This is a genomic window from Microbacterium sp. SY138, from assembly GCF_039729145.1.
In the GTDB taxonomy this organism is placed as follows: Bacteria; Actinomycetota; Actinomycetes; order Actinomycetales; family Microbacteriaceae; genus Microbacterium; species Microbacterium maritypicum_A.
In genome coordinates this window covers 1614920-1630989 of record NZ_CP155793.1, presented here as the reverse complement: position 1 = coordinate 1630989, position 16070 = coordinate 1614920, and the positions used below count along the sequence as shown (strand labels likewise).

The window sequence follows — 16070 nt, the reverse complement described above, 5'->3', positions numbered from 1 at the left end:
ATGAGAATCGAGTTGCTCATCGGCGGGTTCGCCATCCTCATCGGCATCCTCGCGTCGATCCTGTCCCGGCAGACCACCGAGCTCATCGTCGCGGGGAACTACGTGATCGGATCACATCGCGGATCCGTGGCGAATGCCACGCAACGACCATGGATGACACGACTGATCGGCATCGTTTTCGTGATCGTCGGAGCAGTCCTGGTGGTGTACGGCGTCGATGACGCGCCTGGTCCCCGCCCCGCTCCTGCTGAGCAGTGGGAGCTCATCCTGCCGCTCGTGTCCTCGGGTGTTCTGGGAGCCTTCGGGCTCGGCGTCCTCGCCTCACGACGCCGCCTCACCGTCCTTGCCGCCGAACGGTTGAAGGTGAATGGTGCTGAGATCTATGAGGGCGATCAAGCGGAGAGGAGCGCCCGCATGATCGTGTTGACGTTCGCTATCTGGATCTTCGTCGTCTCCGCATTGATTTCTGCGGCCGGGGTCATCTTCTACCTGCGGGCCTGAGCCGGAGGACGCTGAAGCAGCGGACACACATCGGACAGACAACGCCCCTGCACTAGGGGATCAGAGCGATCTTGCCGCCGGGATGGCCGGTGGCGAGAAGCCGATGCGCCGCCGGTGCGTCGGCCAGGGGGAACGTTCGGGCCAGAGGGACCACGAGATCGCCGTTCTGTGCCAGCGCGACCAACTCTCCCCGCACCTCGTCGCGGAAGCGGGCGCTCTGAGGCATCGACCCGGCAATGAAGAGGATGCCGTCATCCTCCGCGCGACCCGCGGCGGCGATCGTGACGATCCGTCGACGGTCGGCGACGAGTTCGAGGGACGCGTCCATGGCTTCCCGAGTTCCCGCCGTGTCCAAAGCCGCAGCGATCGGAACATCCGCAAGGTCGCGGACTCGGCCGGAGAGCCCGGGGCCGTACTCCACAGGGACGCCCCCGAACCTTCGGACTTCGCCGAAGCGGGATGGGCTCGCCGTTCCGATGACGCAGATGCCGCGGAGCCGCGCCTGCTGCAGCACGCTCACTCCGACGGCGCCGGACGCGCCGTGGAGAAGGATCGTCTCCCCTGGTGCCGCAGCGGTGACGGCGAGCATCTCTGCGGCCGTGGTGCCGACGAGCAGCAGATTCGCGGCCTCTGGGTGCGTGAGCGTCGACGGCTTGGCGAACACTTTCTCGGCGGGCACGGTGATCTCGGTCGCGTAGCCCCCGCGCACGCGGAAGGCGATGACCTCGTCGCCGATGTCGACGGCCCCCGAGCCTGTCCTGGTGTCCGCGCCGATGGCCGAGATCTCCCCCGAGACCTCATACCCGATCGGGACGGGCAGCTCGATGCCCGTGCGGGGAGCCGCGACATGCTTCGCGTCTGCGGGGTTCACCCCCGCGGCGCGGACACGGATCGTGACCTCGCCGGGTTCGGGAGTGCGCAGCTCATGCTCGACGAACGCCCAGGTCTCGGGCGGGCCCCACACCGGCGCGGTCCACTGCCACGCGCGGAACGGATCAGTCGAGGCCACGGTGCGCGATGCTCCTCAGAGGACGCAACGCAGGTTCGTGACGGTGCCCGATACGTTGGACCAGTTGCCCGCGTAGATGGTGGCGAGCACCGATGATCCGTTTCGCGCCTGCATGTAGCCGGAGGTCCGTGCATTCGCCGCTGACCTGGTCACGAAGCTCGCAGGCACGGCGTTGACGCTGCACGAGCTGAAGCTCAGGATGCTCCCGCCGAGAGAGGCGAGACTGAATGCGCAGGTCTTGCCGGTCGCGCAGCCGCCGACTGTGCGCGCGGAGATGCTGGACGCGCCGCGGATCTGCAGCTCCATGCCGAGGTCGGGCCACACCGCTCGCGTCGCATCGATGACGATGCCGCCCGGCACCTCTTCAAGCATGGCGGCGACGGCAGGATCGACCTCACGATCGCTCGGGTCTGCGGCCATCGCCGGAGTCGCTCCGAAGGCGACGAGCAGCCCGAGGACGATCGCCGCGAGAGCAGTCGAGCGCTTCATCGGAACACATCCTCCTCCACGTCCCACATCTGATACGAGATGATCGAGCCTGCCGCGAAGAGCTCGTCGGCGATCAGAACGGTACGCTCCACTCCGACGATCCTCCCCGTGTCGCGGGACACCAGGACCACGTCGCTCACCGCCCCGTCGGGCGACTGCACACGGATACCGTCGACGGGTCGCCCCAGCCGATCCGTCGTCGTTCCGAGCGCCTGACCGCCGCCGGCCTCCTCGAGGAGGAGCAGCAGCTCGCGGTGCTGCGCATTCGTCAACGTCCATTGGCCGAGGACGGAGGTGAATGCGGTCTCCACGTCGAATGCCGTCGGGTCGTCCGGCATGCCGAACGCACGGAGCATCGCCACCATGTCGTCGTGCGCCTCACCGGGCACAGCGGTCCAGGGAGTGGTGAAGTCCCCCGGTGCCATCACCAGATCGTTGACCACTCTTCCGCTGCTGGTGACCTCTGCAGCATTGCTCGCCGCCGCATCCGAGGGGTCGTACGGAACTCCGTCGATGGTGGTCGCACGTCCGGACCCGTCCGGTTCCCACGTGAGCGTCGAAAGCTGGGGAACGACGGTCGTGGTCTTCGAATCGACCTCGACGTTGAACCCCCATGAGGCGGTCCTGACCGATCGCACCGGCTCACCGGGACCGGGGCTCTCGGCGAGGCTCGCTTCGGCCCCGTCGACGACCTGAGCGACAGTGACCGAGCCGTCGAACTCGAGCGGTGACGGCATCCCGGCCACCGCCGCCCCCTGCGGGGAGAGTACGGCGAAGGCCAGAGCCGTCGAGGCTGCGACCGCGGTCAGACCGGAAGCCCAGCCGAGTGCACGCCGACGGCGACGCCTCGGTGCGGTGCTCGTGCGGAGGATGCGGTCGCGAGTCGCGAGGGCCCGCGCGTCGGGCGCAGCGTCACGTGGAGTCGGTGCGGGATCGGCATCGCTCAGCATCCGTTCGAGCACGGCGTTGTCAGTCATCACCCGTCGTCCGCCCCTCCAGGCCCAGCTCCGCACACAGGCGATCCTGCGCGCGTCCCAGCGTCTTCCGCACTCGCAACTCGGAAGCGCGCAACAACTCCGCGATCTCCCCCACCGTGAGTCCGTCCCAGTACGTGAGCATGATGATACGCCTCTGACCTGGAGTGAGGACAGCCAAAGCCCGCAGGACCGCGAGGCGACTGTGCTGATCCGGTCCGCCCTCTTCGCCGGAGAGCCCCAGATGCACAGCGTCGAGCGCACCGTAGGGCGTCGACGCCCGGCCGGAACGAGCCCGCAGCCGCCGATCCGTCGCCCGCAACAGCCAGACACGGCTCGGCGGTCGTGCAGGTCTGAGCTTGGTCCAGGCGAGCAGGAACACTTCGGAGACGATCTCGGTGACCTCGTCCTCCGCGCCGACGACGCCCTCGATGTGATGCCGCACTGCTGCCCAGTGCTCATCGAACACTCGGGTGAAGACCTCGTTGCGCAGCGGATTCGGGTCTTCGCTGCGACCACTCATGTCGCCGGGGTCGGCGGCCTGCCCGCCGCCATCGACGTGATGCCGGATGTCATCTCAGAATCCGAGCCTGCCGAGCTGCTTCGGATCGCGCTGCCATTCCTTCGCGACCTTCACATGCAGCCCGAGGAAGACGCGCGTGCCGAGCAGCTCCTCGATGCCGACGCGCGCTCGCGCCCCCACCTCGCTGAGTCGCTTGCCTTTATGCCCGATGATGATCGCCTTCTGACTGTCGCGCTCGACCACGATCGAGGCGTGCACGTCGGTGAGGTCCGTGCCCTCACGGGGCGCGATGTCGTCGATGACGACGGCGATCGAGTGCGGGAGCTCATCACGCACCCCCTCCAGGGCGGCCTCTCGGATCATCTCGGCGATCCGATCCTCCTGCGACTCGTCCGTCGTGATGCCCTCCGGATAGAGTGCCGGCCCCTTGGGCATCAGCGTCAGGATCTCGTCCGAGAGCACGTCGAGCTGCTCGCGCGTCAGGGCGGACAGCGGGATGACAGCGGCCCAGTCCTCACGCAGCGAATCGACCTCCAGGAGCCGCTCGGTGACCTCATCACGAGCGGCAGCGTCCATCTTCGTCACGATCGCGATCTTCTTCGCACGCGGGTAGCCATCGAGCGAGGCGGCGATCCGTCGATCCCCCGGACCGACCTTCTCGTTCGCGGGCACGCAGAAGCCGATGACGTCGACGTCGCCCAGCACCTGCTCGACGAGATCGTTCAGCCGCTCGCCGAGCAGCGTGCGCGGCTTGTGGATTCCAGGGGTGTCCACGATGACGAGCTGACCCTCGGGACGGTTCACGATGCCGCGGATCGCCCGACGCGTGGTCTGCGGCTTCTCGCTGGTGATGGCGATCTTCTCGCCGACGAGGGCGTTCGTCAGCGTCGACTTCCCGACGTTGGGGCGGCCGACGAATGTCACGAACCCGCTTCGAGTATCGTCAGTCATCGTCTCGATCTCCTTCATCCTGCGAAGCGTCGGGTTCCCCCGCCGCACGTTCCACGAACACCGTCGCGATACCTCTGCCACGGCCGCGCGATGCGCCGCCCGTGAGAACCAAACCTTCCACGGTAGCCGTTGCACCGGGCTGCGGAACCTGTCCCAGCGCTTTGCCGAGCAGCCCACCGATCGAGTCGACATCCTCGTCCTCGAGCTCGAGACCGAAGAGATCGCCGACGTCCTCGAGCGAGAGACGGGAGCTCACCTGGTATCGTCCGTGACCGAGATCGACGAACTCCGCCGACACCTGATCGTACTCGTCCGAGATCTCGCCGACGAGTTCCTCGATCAAGTCCTCCAGCGTCACCAAGCCCGAGATCCCGCCGTGCTCGTCGATCACCAGACACACATGCACGGCGTCGCGCTTCATCTGCTGGAGGAGGGTCTCGGCGCGCATCGACTCGGGGACGAAGGTCGCCGGGCGCGCGATCGGCCGGATCGAGGCCGCGCGCCACGCGCTGTCGTCACGATAGGCGAACTGCACGAGGTCCTTGAGATAGAGCACGCCGACGACGTCGTCCGCATCGTCATCGACGACGGGCATGCGCGACACACCGCGGTTCAGGAACAGCGACATGGCCTCATCCGTCGTCGCCGTGGCATCGACGGTCACCATCTCGGTGCGGGGCACCATCACGGCGCGGACGAACTGATCGGTGAAGTCGAACACCGAGTGGATGAGATCGCGGTCGTCCTCCTCGATGAGGTCGTTCGACGCCGCCTCGTCGACCATGCTGAGCAGCTGGTCCTCACTGGTGAACGAGCTGCGGCCGGTACCCGGCGTGACGCGGTTGCCGAGCACGACGAGTCCCTGAGCAAGGGGGCCCAGGAAGATACGGAGTCCACGCACGACCGACGCCGTGCCGCGGATCATGCCCTCAGCATGCTGGCGCCCGAACGAGCGCGGGCTCGCTCCCACGAGAACGAAGGTGATCGCCGTCATCAACAGGGCGGCGGCGAGCATCGCCCACCAGTTGTTCTCGATCAGGATGGTGAACGCCACCGTCACGAGCACGGCGGCCGTGACCTCTGCCAGCACGCGGATGAACGCCACGGCGTTCACGTGCGCATCGAGGTCCGCGGCGATGCGACCCAGAGCCTTGGCCCTGCGCCCTTCCGTCGCCATGTCGGCCAGACCCGCCCGTGACGTGACACCGTATGCCGCATCGATCGCGGACATGAGACCGCCGAAGGCCACCAGCAGCACGGCGGCGATCAGCAGGAGAGCCGCGGTCATCGCCGGCGTTCAGCTGCGGCGAAGCCCTGGATCAGTTCCTTCTGCAGCCCGAACATCTCACGCTCCTCGTCAGGTTCGGCATGATCGAATCCGAGAAGGTGAAGCAACCCGTGCGTGGTCAGCAGGATCAGCTCGTCCATCAGAGTGTGTCCTGCGGCCTGCGCCTGCGCTTCCGCGACCTGCGGGCAGAGGACGATGTCGCCGAGCAGACCGGGAGCGGTCGGGCGATCCTCGGTACCGGGGCGCAGCTCGTCCATCGGGAAGCTCAGCACGTCCGTGGGACCGGGCTCATCCATCCACTGCACGTGAAGAGCCTCCATGGCGCCCTCGTCGACGAGAACGATCGCCACCTCGGCGTCCGGGCTCACGTGGAGCTGTGCGAGGTTGAAGTCGGTCAGTCGCTGCAGCACGGTCTCATCGACGTCGATGGCCGACTCGTTGTTGATCTCGATCATGAGAGTCCTCGTTTCGGGGCGCGATCACGCGGTCCTGGTCGTTGCGCTCCTCGGCGCTCGGCACGATTGGCGAACTCGGCCGCCTGTTCGCGCTCGAACCGCTGCGCGGTGCGCTTCTCGTCGTACTCGCTGTACGCGTCGACGATGCGGCCGACGAGCGAGTGGCGCACCACGTCATCGCTGGTGAGGCGGGAGAAATGGATGTCGTCGATTCCGTCGAGCACACGGGTGACCAGACGGAGACCGGATGCACCTTGCGGAAGATCGACCTGCGTGATGTCGCCGGTGACGACCATCCGCGTGCCGAAGCCGAGGCGCGTGAGGAACATCTTCATCTGCTCGGGAGTCGTGTTCTGCGCCTCATCGAGCACCACGAAGGAGTCGTTGAGGGTGCGGCCGCGCATGTAGGCGAGCGGGGCGACTTCGATCGTGCCCGTCGCCATCAGTCGCGGCACGATCTCGGGGTCCATCATCTCGTTCAGCGCGTCGTACAGCGGGCGCAGGTACGGATCGATCTTGTCCGTGAGGGTGCCGGGGAGGAACCCGAGCCGCTCCCCCGCCTCGACGGCGGGACGGGTGAGGATGATGCGGGTCACTTCCTTGCGCTGCAGGGCCTGCACCGCCTTCGCCATCGCGAGATAGGTCTTGCCCGTACCGGCGGGACCGATGCCGAACACGATCGTGTTCTCCTCGATCGCGTCGACGTACTCCTTCTGACCGAGGGTCTTCGGACGGATCACCTTGCCGCGGGTGGTCAGGATCGCCTCGCCCAGCACCTCGCTCGGACGCGGTCCGCCCTCCTGACGCAGCATGCGCGCGGAGCTCGACACATCGCTCGGGGCCAGGTCGTGCCCCGCCCTCGTCATGGCGAGGAGCTCGTCGACCAGTGCTTTCGCCTTCGCGACCGCATCGGTGCTGCCGCCGAGCGTGATCTCGTTGCCGCGCACGAGCACCTGGACGCCGGGGTGCTCCTTCTCGAGCATCCGCAGAAGCCGGTCCTGGGGCCCGAGCAGCTGCACCATCGCGACGCCGTCGGCGTAGATCTTCTCGACGGCCTCGGGAGGCTGACCTCCCCGGCTGCGCTCCTGGGGTTCGTGGTTCTCAGGCACCGACGCTCTTCTCGGTCAATCCGCCGCCCAGCACATGCGCGTGGACGTGGAACACGGTCTGCCCGGCGTTCGCGCCGGTGTTGAAGACGAGGCGGAAGTCGCCGTCTTCGGTGTGCTCCGCGGCGAGCTCCCCCGCGAAGGCGATCATGTCCGCCAGCAGAGTGGCATCCCCGGCAGCGAGCTCGGTCACGTCGCGGTACTCCGCGGTCTTCGGCACCACGAGCAGATGCACGGGCGCCTGCGGCGCGATGTCGCGCAGAGCGAAGAGGCGGTCGGTCTCGCCGATGATCTCGGCAGGGATCTCCCCGTTCAGAATGCGCGTGAAGATCGAGGGTTCCGTCATGCCGTCAAGTCTACTGACCACAGCACGCTCGCAGTCCGGTGCGCGTGGGCAGGCGGGCGAGTCGCGTTCACCATCGTCCGAGTGCGACCGACAGCACGGCGATCGCGGCAGGCCCTGCCGTCGAGGTGCGCAGCACGGTATCGCCCAGGAGCACGCGCTCGGCCCCCGCCTCCGTCAGGCGGTGGAGCTCCTCTTCGGAGATCCCGCCTTCCGGCCCAACCACGAGCACCAGGTCACGGCCGTCCGTCACGATCTCGGACAACCGCACGGGGGCCGTCGGGTCGAGGAGCAGAACACGCTGCGAGCTGACGCGCTCGGCGAGCTGCTTCGTCGAGACCGGCGCGACCACCTCCGGGACCCACGCGCGGTGCGCCTGCTTCGCGGCCTCGCGCACGATGCTCGCCCAGCGCTCCCTCCCCTTCACCGCCTTCGGACCTTCCCAGCGCGACACGCTGCGACTCGCCTGCCAGGGCACGATCTCGTCGACGCCGAGCTCGCACGCGGCCTGTACGGCGAGCTCATCGCGATCGCCCTTCGCGAGCGCCTGCACCAGGACGATCCGCGGACGGGGCGCGGGACGCTCGACGCGCTCTGCGATGCGCACGTCGACGCGAGCGGGCGACACCTCCTCGGCGACACCGGCCAACCACACTCCGGCACCGTCGCCGACCGTGACGGCCTCGCCGACGCGAAGCCGTCGTACGACGGCCGCGTGCTTGGCTTCGGCTCCGGTCAACGACACGATGTCGCCGACTCCGGCATCGGTCGACGAGTCGACGAGGAAATGCAGGGCCATGGTCAGTGGCTGCGGAAGCGGTCGCGGAGCTTCGAGAACAGTCCCTGTTGGAACTGCGCGAGCTGGGGCTCCGGCGACTTCGTCTTCTTGGCGAAGTCCTCGATCAGGGCCCGCTGCGCGGAGTCCAACCTGGTCGGGGTCAGCACCTGCACGCCGACCCGCAGATCGCCGCGCTGAGTCCCTCGGAGCGGCGTGATGCCGCGGCCCTTGATCGTGAGCACGTCGCCGGACTGCACACCGGCACGGATCTCGAGGTCCACCTCACCGTCCAGTCCCTGGATCTTCGTCTCCGTGCCGAGGATCGCATCCGTCATCGACACCTCGAGCGTGGCGAGCAGGTCGTCGCCCTCACGGCTGAACGCCGCGTGCGGGTTGACCGTCACCTCGACGTACAGGTCTCCGTTCGGTCCGCCCGCCTTGCCGACCTCGCCGGAACCGGGAAGCTGCAGACGGAGCCCCGTCTCGACGCCGGCCGGGATGTCGAGCGACACGGTACGGCGCGAACGCACGCGGCCCTGGCCACCGCACGTGCCGCAGGGGTAAGGGATCGTCGTGCCGTAGCCCTCGCACGTGCCGCAGGGCTGAGAGGTCACGACGTTGCCGAGCAGGCTGCGCACCTGACGCTGCACGTGACCGGAGCCACCGCAGATGTCGCAGGTGACCGGAGAGGTGCCCTCTTGGCAGCAGGATCCCTGACACGTCTCGCACAGCACCGCGGTGTCGACGTCGATGTCGCGGTGCGCACCGAACACCACATCGCCGAGGTCGAGGGTCACGCGGACGAGGGCGTCCTGGCCACGCTCGCGACGCGAACGCGGACGCGCGCCACGTCCGCCGCCCTGTGAGGCCCCGAAGAACGTCTCGAAGATGTCTCCGAAACCGCCGAAGCCGCCGAAGTTCCCTGCTGCACCGTCTCCGCCGCCCATGTCATAGCGCCGGCGGGAGTCGTCGTCGCTGAGCACGTCGTACGCATGCGTGACGAGCTTGAACTTCTCCGCCGCGTCCTCTCCCGGGTTCACATCCGGGTGCAGCTGCCGGGCGAGGCGCCGGTACGCCTTCTTGATCTCATCGGTGGAAGCGTCTCGGGACACCCCGAGAACCTCATAGTGGTCCGCCACAATCGCCTTTCTTGCGTGTGTCTCGGTGGCGACCGCGTCAGCGGCCGGCCTCGTCTTCATCGAGCATCCGCGACAGGTAGCGGGCCACGGCCCGCGCTGCGGCGAGGTTGCTCGGGTAGTCCATGCGCGTCGGTCCCATCACTCCGACGCGCGCCGTGCCGCTCGGGGCGGCGTAGTTGCTGGCGACGATCGACGCCTCGCCCAGGCCGAACGGGGCGTTCTCCGTGCCGATGCTCGCGGCGAGTCCGTGCTCGTCAGTCACCATCTCGCTCATCAGACGCAGGAGCGTCACCTGTTCCTCGATGGCTTCGAGGAGGGGGTGGATGCTGCCGCGGAAGTCCTGCTCCCGGCGCGCGAGGGTCGCCGCTCCCGCCATCACCAACCGCTCCTGGCGGAACCCTCCGAGTTCGTCGACGATCACCGCAGCAAGCGTGCGCAGCACGGCATCCTGGGGCTTCTCCTCGGCGACCAGCAACGCCTGCAGCCGATCGGATGCCTCCCCGATGCCCTGACCGGTGATCGACGCGGACAGCCGTGCGCGCAGCACAGCTATGTCGGCGTCGTCGATCGGCTCCGGGAGGACGGCCATACGCTGCGAGACCCCGCCGGCATCGGTCACGAGCACGATCAGAAGCCGGTTCGGCGCGAGCGCGACCAGCTCGACGTGCGTGACATGCGCGCGGGCGAACGAGGGGTACTGGGCGAGCGCGACCTGGCCGGTCAGCTGTGTCAGCACCCGCACCGTTCGCGCCATCAGGTCGTCGAGGTCGGCCGGCTCGCCGAGGAAGGACTCGATAGCCGATCGCTGAGCCGACGAGAGCGGTCGCAGCTGGGCGAGGTGGTTCACGAAGACGCGATAGCCCTTGTCGGTGGGCACACGGCCGGACGAGGTGTGCGGAGCCGTGATGAGCTCTTCGTCCTCGAGCAGCGCCATGTCGTTGCGGATCGTCGCCGCCGAGACGCCGAACGAGTGCCGGTCGACGATGGAGCGGCTGCCGACGGGTTCGTGGGTCTCGACGTAGTCCTGCACGATCGCTCGGAGAACCTGGAGTCCTCGCTCTGTGACCATCGCCCTTCCCTTCCGCTGGCACTCGGACGTTCAGAGTGCCAATCCTACCCCGTGCAGCTCGGGATTCTCCGTACCACGGACGCACGACCCTAGGATGACGCTCATGACCACCTCGCCCCAGGCCACCCTGTCGAACGGCCTCGTCCGCGGCACCGAGGAGGCCGGGGTGGTCCGCTACCTCGGCATTCCCTATGCCCAGGCGCCGTTCGGGGCGAACCGCTTCCGCGCACCGCAACCCGTCCCGGCCTGGGAGGGCGTGCGAGAGGCGACGCAGTTCGGGCCGACACCACCCCAGGTCCCCTACGCCGGAGCGATCGGCGAGCTGCTGGGATCTGTGCGCATCGACGGCGACGACATCCTCACCGCGAACGTGTGGGCTCCCGCTGATGCCTCTGGCGCGCCCGTCCTGCTCTGGATCCACGGCGGCGCGCTCGAGCGAGGGACCGCCGCGCTACCGCTGTACGACGGCACCGTGTTCGCCGCGGCAGGCCTCGTCTTCGTCTCGATCAACTACCGACTCGGTTCGGAGGGCTTCTCGGTGCTGGACGGCGCCCCGCGGAATCTCGGCCTGCGCGATGCCGCCGCCGCTTTGGAGTGGGTGCACCGAGAGGTCCAGGCGTTCGGCGGCGACCCGGCGCAGATCACCGCCATGGGCGAGTCGGCCGGTGGCGCGATCGTGGCCGGTCTCCTCGCGCGGGACACCTCCCGTGAACTGATCAGCCGCGCGATCATCGAGTCCGGCCCACTTCGCGCCCAGACCGCGCGGAAGGCAGGAAGAGTGACCGCGCAGATCGCGAAGCGACTCGGTGTGCGGGCCGACCGTGAGGCCTTCGCCGCGCTGACACCCGACCAGCTGCTGGACGCACGCACGGCGCAATCGGCGGGATCGTCACCCCTCGGCGGGGCACCGGGGTTCCAGTTCGCGATCGACGCCGAGAGCCTTCCCCGCTCGCCGCATGAGGTGCTCGGGGAGATCGACACCCCGCTCCTCATCGGCAGCAACACCGACGAGTATCGGCTCTGGTTCCCGCCGGAGGCGCTGGCCGCCATCGGCGGGATGAAGCTGCAGGCCGCACGGCTGCTGTCACGCATCCCCCGGCGCGCGGTGACCGCGTACCGATCCGCATTCCCCGACGCGAGCACCGGGGAGATCTTCGGGCAGCTCGTCACGGACATGATGCTGCGTGCGCCCCTCAGCCGTGTGGCGGCGGCCCACCCGGACACGACCTACGTCTACGAGTTCGCCTGGCCGAGTCCGGTGCGTGACCTGCGGGCGGCCCACGCACTCGAGCTCGGGTTCGTGTTCGATCGGCTCGATGATGCCGAGGCCGAGCGACTGGCGGGTCCCGATGCTCCGCGCCGGCTCGCCGCCGAGATGAACGCCGCCTGGGTCGGGTTCGCGACCGCCGGAGACCCCGGGTGGCCCGCCTATGGGCCGGACCGCCGGACGCGTGTCTTCGATGCGGACAGCGCGACGGTGACGCAGCGGCGGACAGCGGGCATGGATCTGCTTCCCGGATGATTCCGAGAAGGAATCAGTCGGTCAGCTGGCGGACCACGGCATCCGCGAGAAGACGGCCCCGCAGTGTCAACTGGATACGCCCCTGCAGCGCCGCGACCGGGTCGACGAGTCCATCGGCCATGAGCCCGGCGACCCTGCTCCGGTTCGCACTCGGCACGTCGTCGACGGCGATGCCCTCACGGATACGACTGAGCAGCAGGATGCGCTCGAGCGTGCGCGACTCCTCGTCCGGGCGCTCGGTGCCGGCTGCCGGAGACTCGGATGCCGAGAGGCGCTGCGCGTACGCGGCCGGGTGCTTCACGTTCCACCACCGCAGGCCGGCGACGTGGCTGTGCGCACCAGGACCGAAGCCCCACCAGTCGCTCCCCCGCCAGTACGCGAGGTTGTGCCGCGACCGGCGATCAGGCGTGCGCGCCCAGTTGCTCACCTCGTACCAGTCGAAGCCACCGTCGGCCAGGCGCGCATCGGCGAGCTCGTACATGTCGGCCTGCAGGTCGTCGTCCGGCGTCGGCACCTCGCCGCGACGGATCTGGCGGGCCAGCTTCGTACCGTCCTCGATGATGAGCGCGTACGCGGAGATGTGATCGGGTTCGAGCGCGAGGGCAGCATCGAGAGAGGCCTCCCAGTCGGAGAGCGACTCCCCCGGTGCGCCGTAGATCAGATCGACGCTCACGGCGAGACCTGCATCCTTCGCGGCGGCGACAGCGGTGCGCACGTTCTCGGGGCGATGGGTGCGATCGAGCGCGGCGAGCACGTGGGGAACGGCGGACTGCATCCCCACCGACATCCTCGTCACCCCGGCATCCGCGAGAATGCGGGCCACCTCAGGTGTCACGGTGTCGGGGTTCGCCTCCACCGTGACCTCCGCACCCTCGGCCAGGCCGAACGCGTCGGTCGCCGCGTCGAGCATGCGTGCGAGGTCACCCGCGGGAAGAAGGGTGGGCGTACCTCCACCGAAGAAGACCGTGTCCATCGGCCGCCGTGCCCCGGCGTCGTCCAGTACACGACGGGCGAGGGCGATCTCGGAGATCAACGTGGACGCGTAGTCCTCCTGCTTCGCCCCGCGCAGCTCGGTGGATGTGTACGTGTTGAAGTCGCAGTACCCGCAGCGCACCGTGCAGAACGGAATGTGCAGGTATGCCGAGAACGGAACGGCCGTGTCGATCGCGAGGTCGGACGGCAGGCGCCCGTCCGCTGGCGCGGGATCTCCGAGGGGAAGCGGTCCCGCCATCAGAGCGGGGTCGCGTAGAGCGGAGAGATCGCCCGGAGGTAGCGTGCGAAGAGCTCACGACGACGACGCTTCACGAGCGCGGGAATCGTGCGGTAGAGAAGACCGTTGGGCGCATCGAAGGCCCGGACGGTGAACCACACCTCGTCGTTGTCCTCACGCCAGTCCACGTCGAACGACTCCTCGCCGCTGACGACCGATCCGCCGACCGTGCCCAGGACGAACCCGACACGTCGGGTCTCCTCGGTGACGGAGATCACGCGCAGCTCGGAATCGGCGCGCATGCCGGCGACGCGTCCGCGAAGGTGCAGGGTCATCCCCGCCCCGACGAACGGCATCCCCTCGGCGTCGTACCGCGGCTCGACGTCTCGCTTGCTCGGAGCGATCGGGTTGCCTTCCGCGTCGAAGCTCACTCCGGCGTAGGCAGGTCCCGGCGCGGGTCGCACGTCCTCGACCGAGAGGCCGGCCGCACGCTGCGCCGTCCACGACAGAAGCGCTTCGCCAGCCGTCTGGAACCGTTCGACCCCACTGCCGATGCGCCAGGATTCCTCCGCCGGGATGCTGCGCTCCGGTGGGTACTGCATCAGGTCGGGCGCATGGGTCGCACCCACGGCCGCATAGTCCACCGTGTCGTCTCGGAAAGTCCCGCGCCGCATGACTTCCACCCTACTTCGCGTTACCTGAGCGAACACCCCCCACGCGCCGCGGGACGTCACATCCCAGGGCGCGATCAGACGTCGCTACTTCTTGTCCTTGCCTTCGACGTCGCCCGAGAGCGCGGCGATGAACGCCTCCTGGGGGACCTCGACGCGGCCGACCATCTTCATGCGCTTCTTGCCCTCCTTCTGCTTCTCGAGAAGCTTGCGCTTGCGGGTGATGTCACCGCCGTAGCACTTGGCGAGCACATCCTTGCGGATCGCACGGATGGTCTCGCGGGCGATGATGCGCGCACCGATCGCCGCCTGGATCGGCACCTCGAACTGCTGGCGAGGGATGAGCTTGCGCAGGCGCTCTGCCATCATCGTGCCGTAGGCGTAGGCCTTGTCGCGGTGCACGATCGAGCTGAAGGCGTCGACCTTCTCGCCCTGGAGAAGGATGTCGACCTTGACGAGGTCGGCCTCCTGCTGACCGGACGGTTCGTAGTCGAGCGACGCGTAGCCCTGGGTCTTCGACTTCAGCTGGTCGAAGAAGTCGAACACGATCTCGCCGAGGGGCATGTTGTAGCGCAGCTCGACGCGCTCCTCCGAGAAGTACTCCATGCCGAGCAGCGTTCCGCGGCGCGACTGGCACAGCTCCATCACGGTGCCGACGTAGTCCTTCGGCAGCAGGATCGCAGCCTTGACCATCGGCTCCGACACCGACCCGATGCGCCCGTCCGGGTACTCGCTGGGGTTGGTGACGGTGACCGTCTCGCCGGTGTCGCTCGTGAGCACCTCGTAGATCACGCTGGGCGCTGTCGTGATGAGGTCGAGGTTGAACTCGCGGGCCAGACGCTCGGTGATGATCTCGAGGTGCAGCAGCCCGAGGAATCCGCAACGGAAGCCGAAGCCGAGCGCGACCGAGGTCTCCGGCTCGTAGACGAGCGAGGCGTCAGAGAGCTTCAGCTTGTCGAGCGCCTCGCGCAGCTCCGCATAGTCGCTGCCGTCGATCGGGTACAGGCCCGAGAAGACCATCGGCTTCGGGTCGGTGTAACCGGGAAGGGCCTCGGAGGCCGGCTTCCGGGACGTGGTGATCGTGTCACCGACCTTCGACTGACGCACGTCCTTCACACCGGTGATGAGATAGCCCACCTCTCCGACGCCGAGTCCCTTGGTCGGAGTCGGTTCTGGGCTCGACACGCCCACCTCGAGCGCCTCGTGGTTCGCGCCGGTCGACATCATCTGGATGCGCTCGCGCGGCGAGAGGCTGCCGTCCACCATGCGCACGTACGTGACCACTCCGCGGTAGGCGTCGTACACGGAGTCGAAGATCATCGCGCGGGCCGGAGCATCCGCGTCTCCGGTCGGGGCGGGGATCTCCTGCACCAGTCGGTCGAGCAGATCCTCGACGCCGACGCCGGTCTTGCCGGAGACGCGAAGGACATCCTCGGGCTTGCCGCCGATGAGCGAGGCCAGCTCCTTCGCGTACTTCTCCGGGTCGGCGGCCGGCAGATCGATCTTGTTCAGCACCGGGATGATGTGGAGGTCGTTCTCGAGCGCGAGGTAGAGGTTCGCGAGCGTCTGCGCCTCGATGCCCTGTGCCGCGTCGACGAGCAGGATCGCTCCCTCGCAGGCCGCGAGCGAACGCGAGACCTCGTACGTGAAGTCGACGTGGCCGGGCGTGTCGATCATGTTCAGCGCGACGGTCTGGCCATCGAGTTCCCACGGCATCCTGACCGCCTGGCTCTTGATGGTGATGCCGCGCTCACGCTCGATATCCATGCGGTCGAGGTACTGCGCGCGCATGTCGCGATCGGAGACGACTCCGGTGATCTGGAGCATGCGATCGGCGAGCGTCGACTTGCCGTGGTCGATGTGGGCGATGATACAGAAATTACGGATCTGCGCAGCCGGCGTCGCAGCAGGCTGAAGAGGGGTGAGAGCGCGTGGGGACATGTCCACTCGATTGTACGGTCAGGGGAGGCTAATCCCCGATTCGGCCATACCGGTGATAGTCTCCCGAAGTTGCCAGGGAAAATCCGTGACACCGGATCCCG

Annotated in this window: 17 protein-coding genes; 2 read left to right on the top strand and 15 right to left on the bottom strand. The window is 68.0% G+C overall.

Going from position 1 to position 16070, the window contains the following annotated elements:
• Complete coding sequence (locus tag ABDC25_RS07725; RefSeq protein ID WP_021198577.1) at window positions 1-501, top strand: hypothetical protein; 501 nt, start codon at window positions 1-3, stop codon at window positions 499-501.
• Between the two features lie 52 nt (window positions 502-553).
• On the opposite strand, the gene ABDC25_RS07720 is transcribed toward ABDC25_RS07725, so the two are convergent.
• From ABDC25_RS07720 to hrcA, 12 genes are all read right to left on the bottom strand, one after another.
• Window positions 554-1465 (bottom strand): NADP-dependent oxidoreductase, encoded by a 912-nt coding sequence (locus ABDC25_RS07720; protein ID WP_152525844.1) that lies wholly within the window; start codon window positions 1463-1465, stop codon window positions 554-556.
• 60 nt (window positions 1466-1525) lie between these two features.
• Complete coding sequence (locus tag ABDC25_RS07715) at window positions 1526-1999, bottom strand: hypothetical protein (protein WP_347125698.1); 474 nt, start codon at window positions 1997-1999, stop codon at window positions 1526-1528.
• Window positions 1996-2976, bottom strand: a complete 981-nt coding sequence (locus ABDC25_RS07710; protein WP_021198574.1) for a hypothetical protein — start codon at window positions 2974-2976, stop codon at window positions 1996-1998. Before ABDC25_RS07710 ends, ABDC25_RS07715 begins: the two co-directional genes overlap by 4 nt.
• Complete coding sequence (locus ABDC25_RS07705) at window positions 2969-3496, bottom strand: sigma-70 family RNA polymerase sigma factor (RefSeq protein WP_021198573.1); 528 nt, start codon at window positions 3494-3496, stop codon at window positions 2969-2971. The genes ABDC25_RS07710 and ABDC25_RS07705 overlap by 8 nt, the downstream gene beginning before the upstream one ends.
• 54 nt (window positions 3497-3550) lie before the next feature.
• Complete coding sequence (gene era / locus ABDC25_RS07700; protein ID WP_029260215.1) at window positions 3551-4447, bottom strand: GTPase Era; 897 nt, start codon at window positions 4445-4447, stop codon at window positions 3551-3553.
• The gene (locus tag ABDC25_RS07695) at window positions 4440-5735 is read right to left on the bottom strand and encodes a hemolysin family protein (RefSeq protein WP_347125695.1); all 1296 of its coding nucleotides are present in this window, start codon (window positions 5733-5735) and stop codon (window positions 4440-4442) included. Before ABDC25_RS07695 ends, era begins: the two co-directional genes overlap by 8 nt.
• The gene (ybeY, locus tag ABDC25_RS07690; RefSeq protein WP_021198570.1) at window positions 5732-6190 is read right to left on the bottom strand and encodes an rRNA maturation RNase YbeY; all 459 of its coding nucleotides are present in this window, start codon (window positions 6188-6190) and stop codon (window positions 5732-5734) included. Before ybeY ends, ABDC25_RS07695 begins: the two co-directional genes overlap by 4 nt.
• Window positions 6187-7212 carry a PhoH family protein gene (locus tag ABDC25_RS07685; protein ID WP_208323627.1) on the bottom strand — a complete coding sequence of 342 codons (1026 nt, stop codon included), beginning with the start codon at window positions 7210-7212 and terminating at the stop codon, window positions 6187-6189. Before ABDC25_RS07685 ends, ybeY begins: the two co-directional genes overlap by 4 nt.
• 79 nt (window positions 7213-7291) lie before the next feature.
• Complete coding sequence (locus ABDC25_RS07680) at window positions 7292-7642, bottom strand: histidine triad nucleotide-binding protein (protein ID WP_021198568.1); 351 nt, start codon at window positions 7640-7642, stop codon at window positions 7292-7294.
• Window positions 7643-7709: 67 nt separating this feature from the next.
• Entirely contained in the window at window positions 7710-8438 is a 729-nt protein-coding gene (locus tag ABDC25_RS07675; RefSeq protein WP_167253957.1) for a 16S rRNA (uracil(1498)-N(3))-methyltransferase, read from the bottom strand.
• A gap of 2 nt (window positions 8439-8440) precedes the next feature.
• Complete coding sequence (gene dnaJ / locus ABDC25_RS07670) at window positions 8441-9556, bottom strand: molecular chaperone DnaJ (RefSeq protein ID WP_029260212.1); 1116 nt, start codon at window positions 9554-9556, stop codon at window positions 8441-8443.
• A 37-nt stretch (window positions 9557-9593) separates the two neighbouring features.
• Window positions 9594-10625 carry a heat-inducible transcriptional repressor HrcA gene (hrcA, locus tag ABDC25_RS07665; RefSeq protein WP_021198565.1) on the bottom strand — a complete coding sequence of 344 codons (1032 nt, stop codon included), beginning with the start codon at window positions 10623-10625 and terminating at the stop codon, window positions 9594-9596.
• Window positions 10626-10728: 103 nt separating this feature from the next.
• Here hrcA and ABDC25_RS07660 point away from each other — a divergent pair, with 103 nt between their 5' ends.
• Complete coding sequence (locus ABDC25_RS07660; protein ID WP_347125691.1) at window positions 10729-12147, top strand: carboxylesterase family protein; 1419 nt, start codon at window positions 10729-10731, stop codon at window positions 12145-12147.
• Window positions 12148-12160: 13 nt separating this feature from the next.
• Here the strand turns inward: ABDC25_RS07660 and hemW are convergent, their stop codons facing one another.
• From hemW to lepA, 3 genes are all read right to left on the bottom strand, one after another.
• Window positions 12161-13378: a radical SAM family heme chaperone HemW gene (gene hemW / locus ABDC25_RS07655; protein ID WP_021198563.1), complete on the bottom strand. Its 1218-nt coding sequence runs from the start codon at window positions 13376-13378 to the stop codon at window positions 12161-12163.
• A complete protein-coding gene (locus tag ABDC25_RS07650; protein ID WP_017830360.1) occupies window positions 13378-14031 on the bottom strand; it encodes a DUF1990 family protein in 654 nt (217 codons plus the stop codon). The genes hemW and ABDC25_RS07650 overlap by 1 nt, the downstream gene beginning before the upstream one ends.
• A gap of 84 nt (window positions 14032-14115) precedes the next feature.
• Window positions 14116-15969 carry a translation elongation factor 4 gene (lepA, locus tag ABDC25_RS07645; protein ID WP_021198562.1) on the bottom strand — a complete coding sequence of 618 codons (1854 nt, stop codon included), beginning with the start codon at window positions 15967-15969 and terminating at the stop codon, window positions 14116-14118.
• Between the last annotated feature and the right edge of the window lie 101 nt (window positions 15970-16070).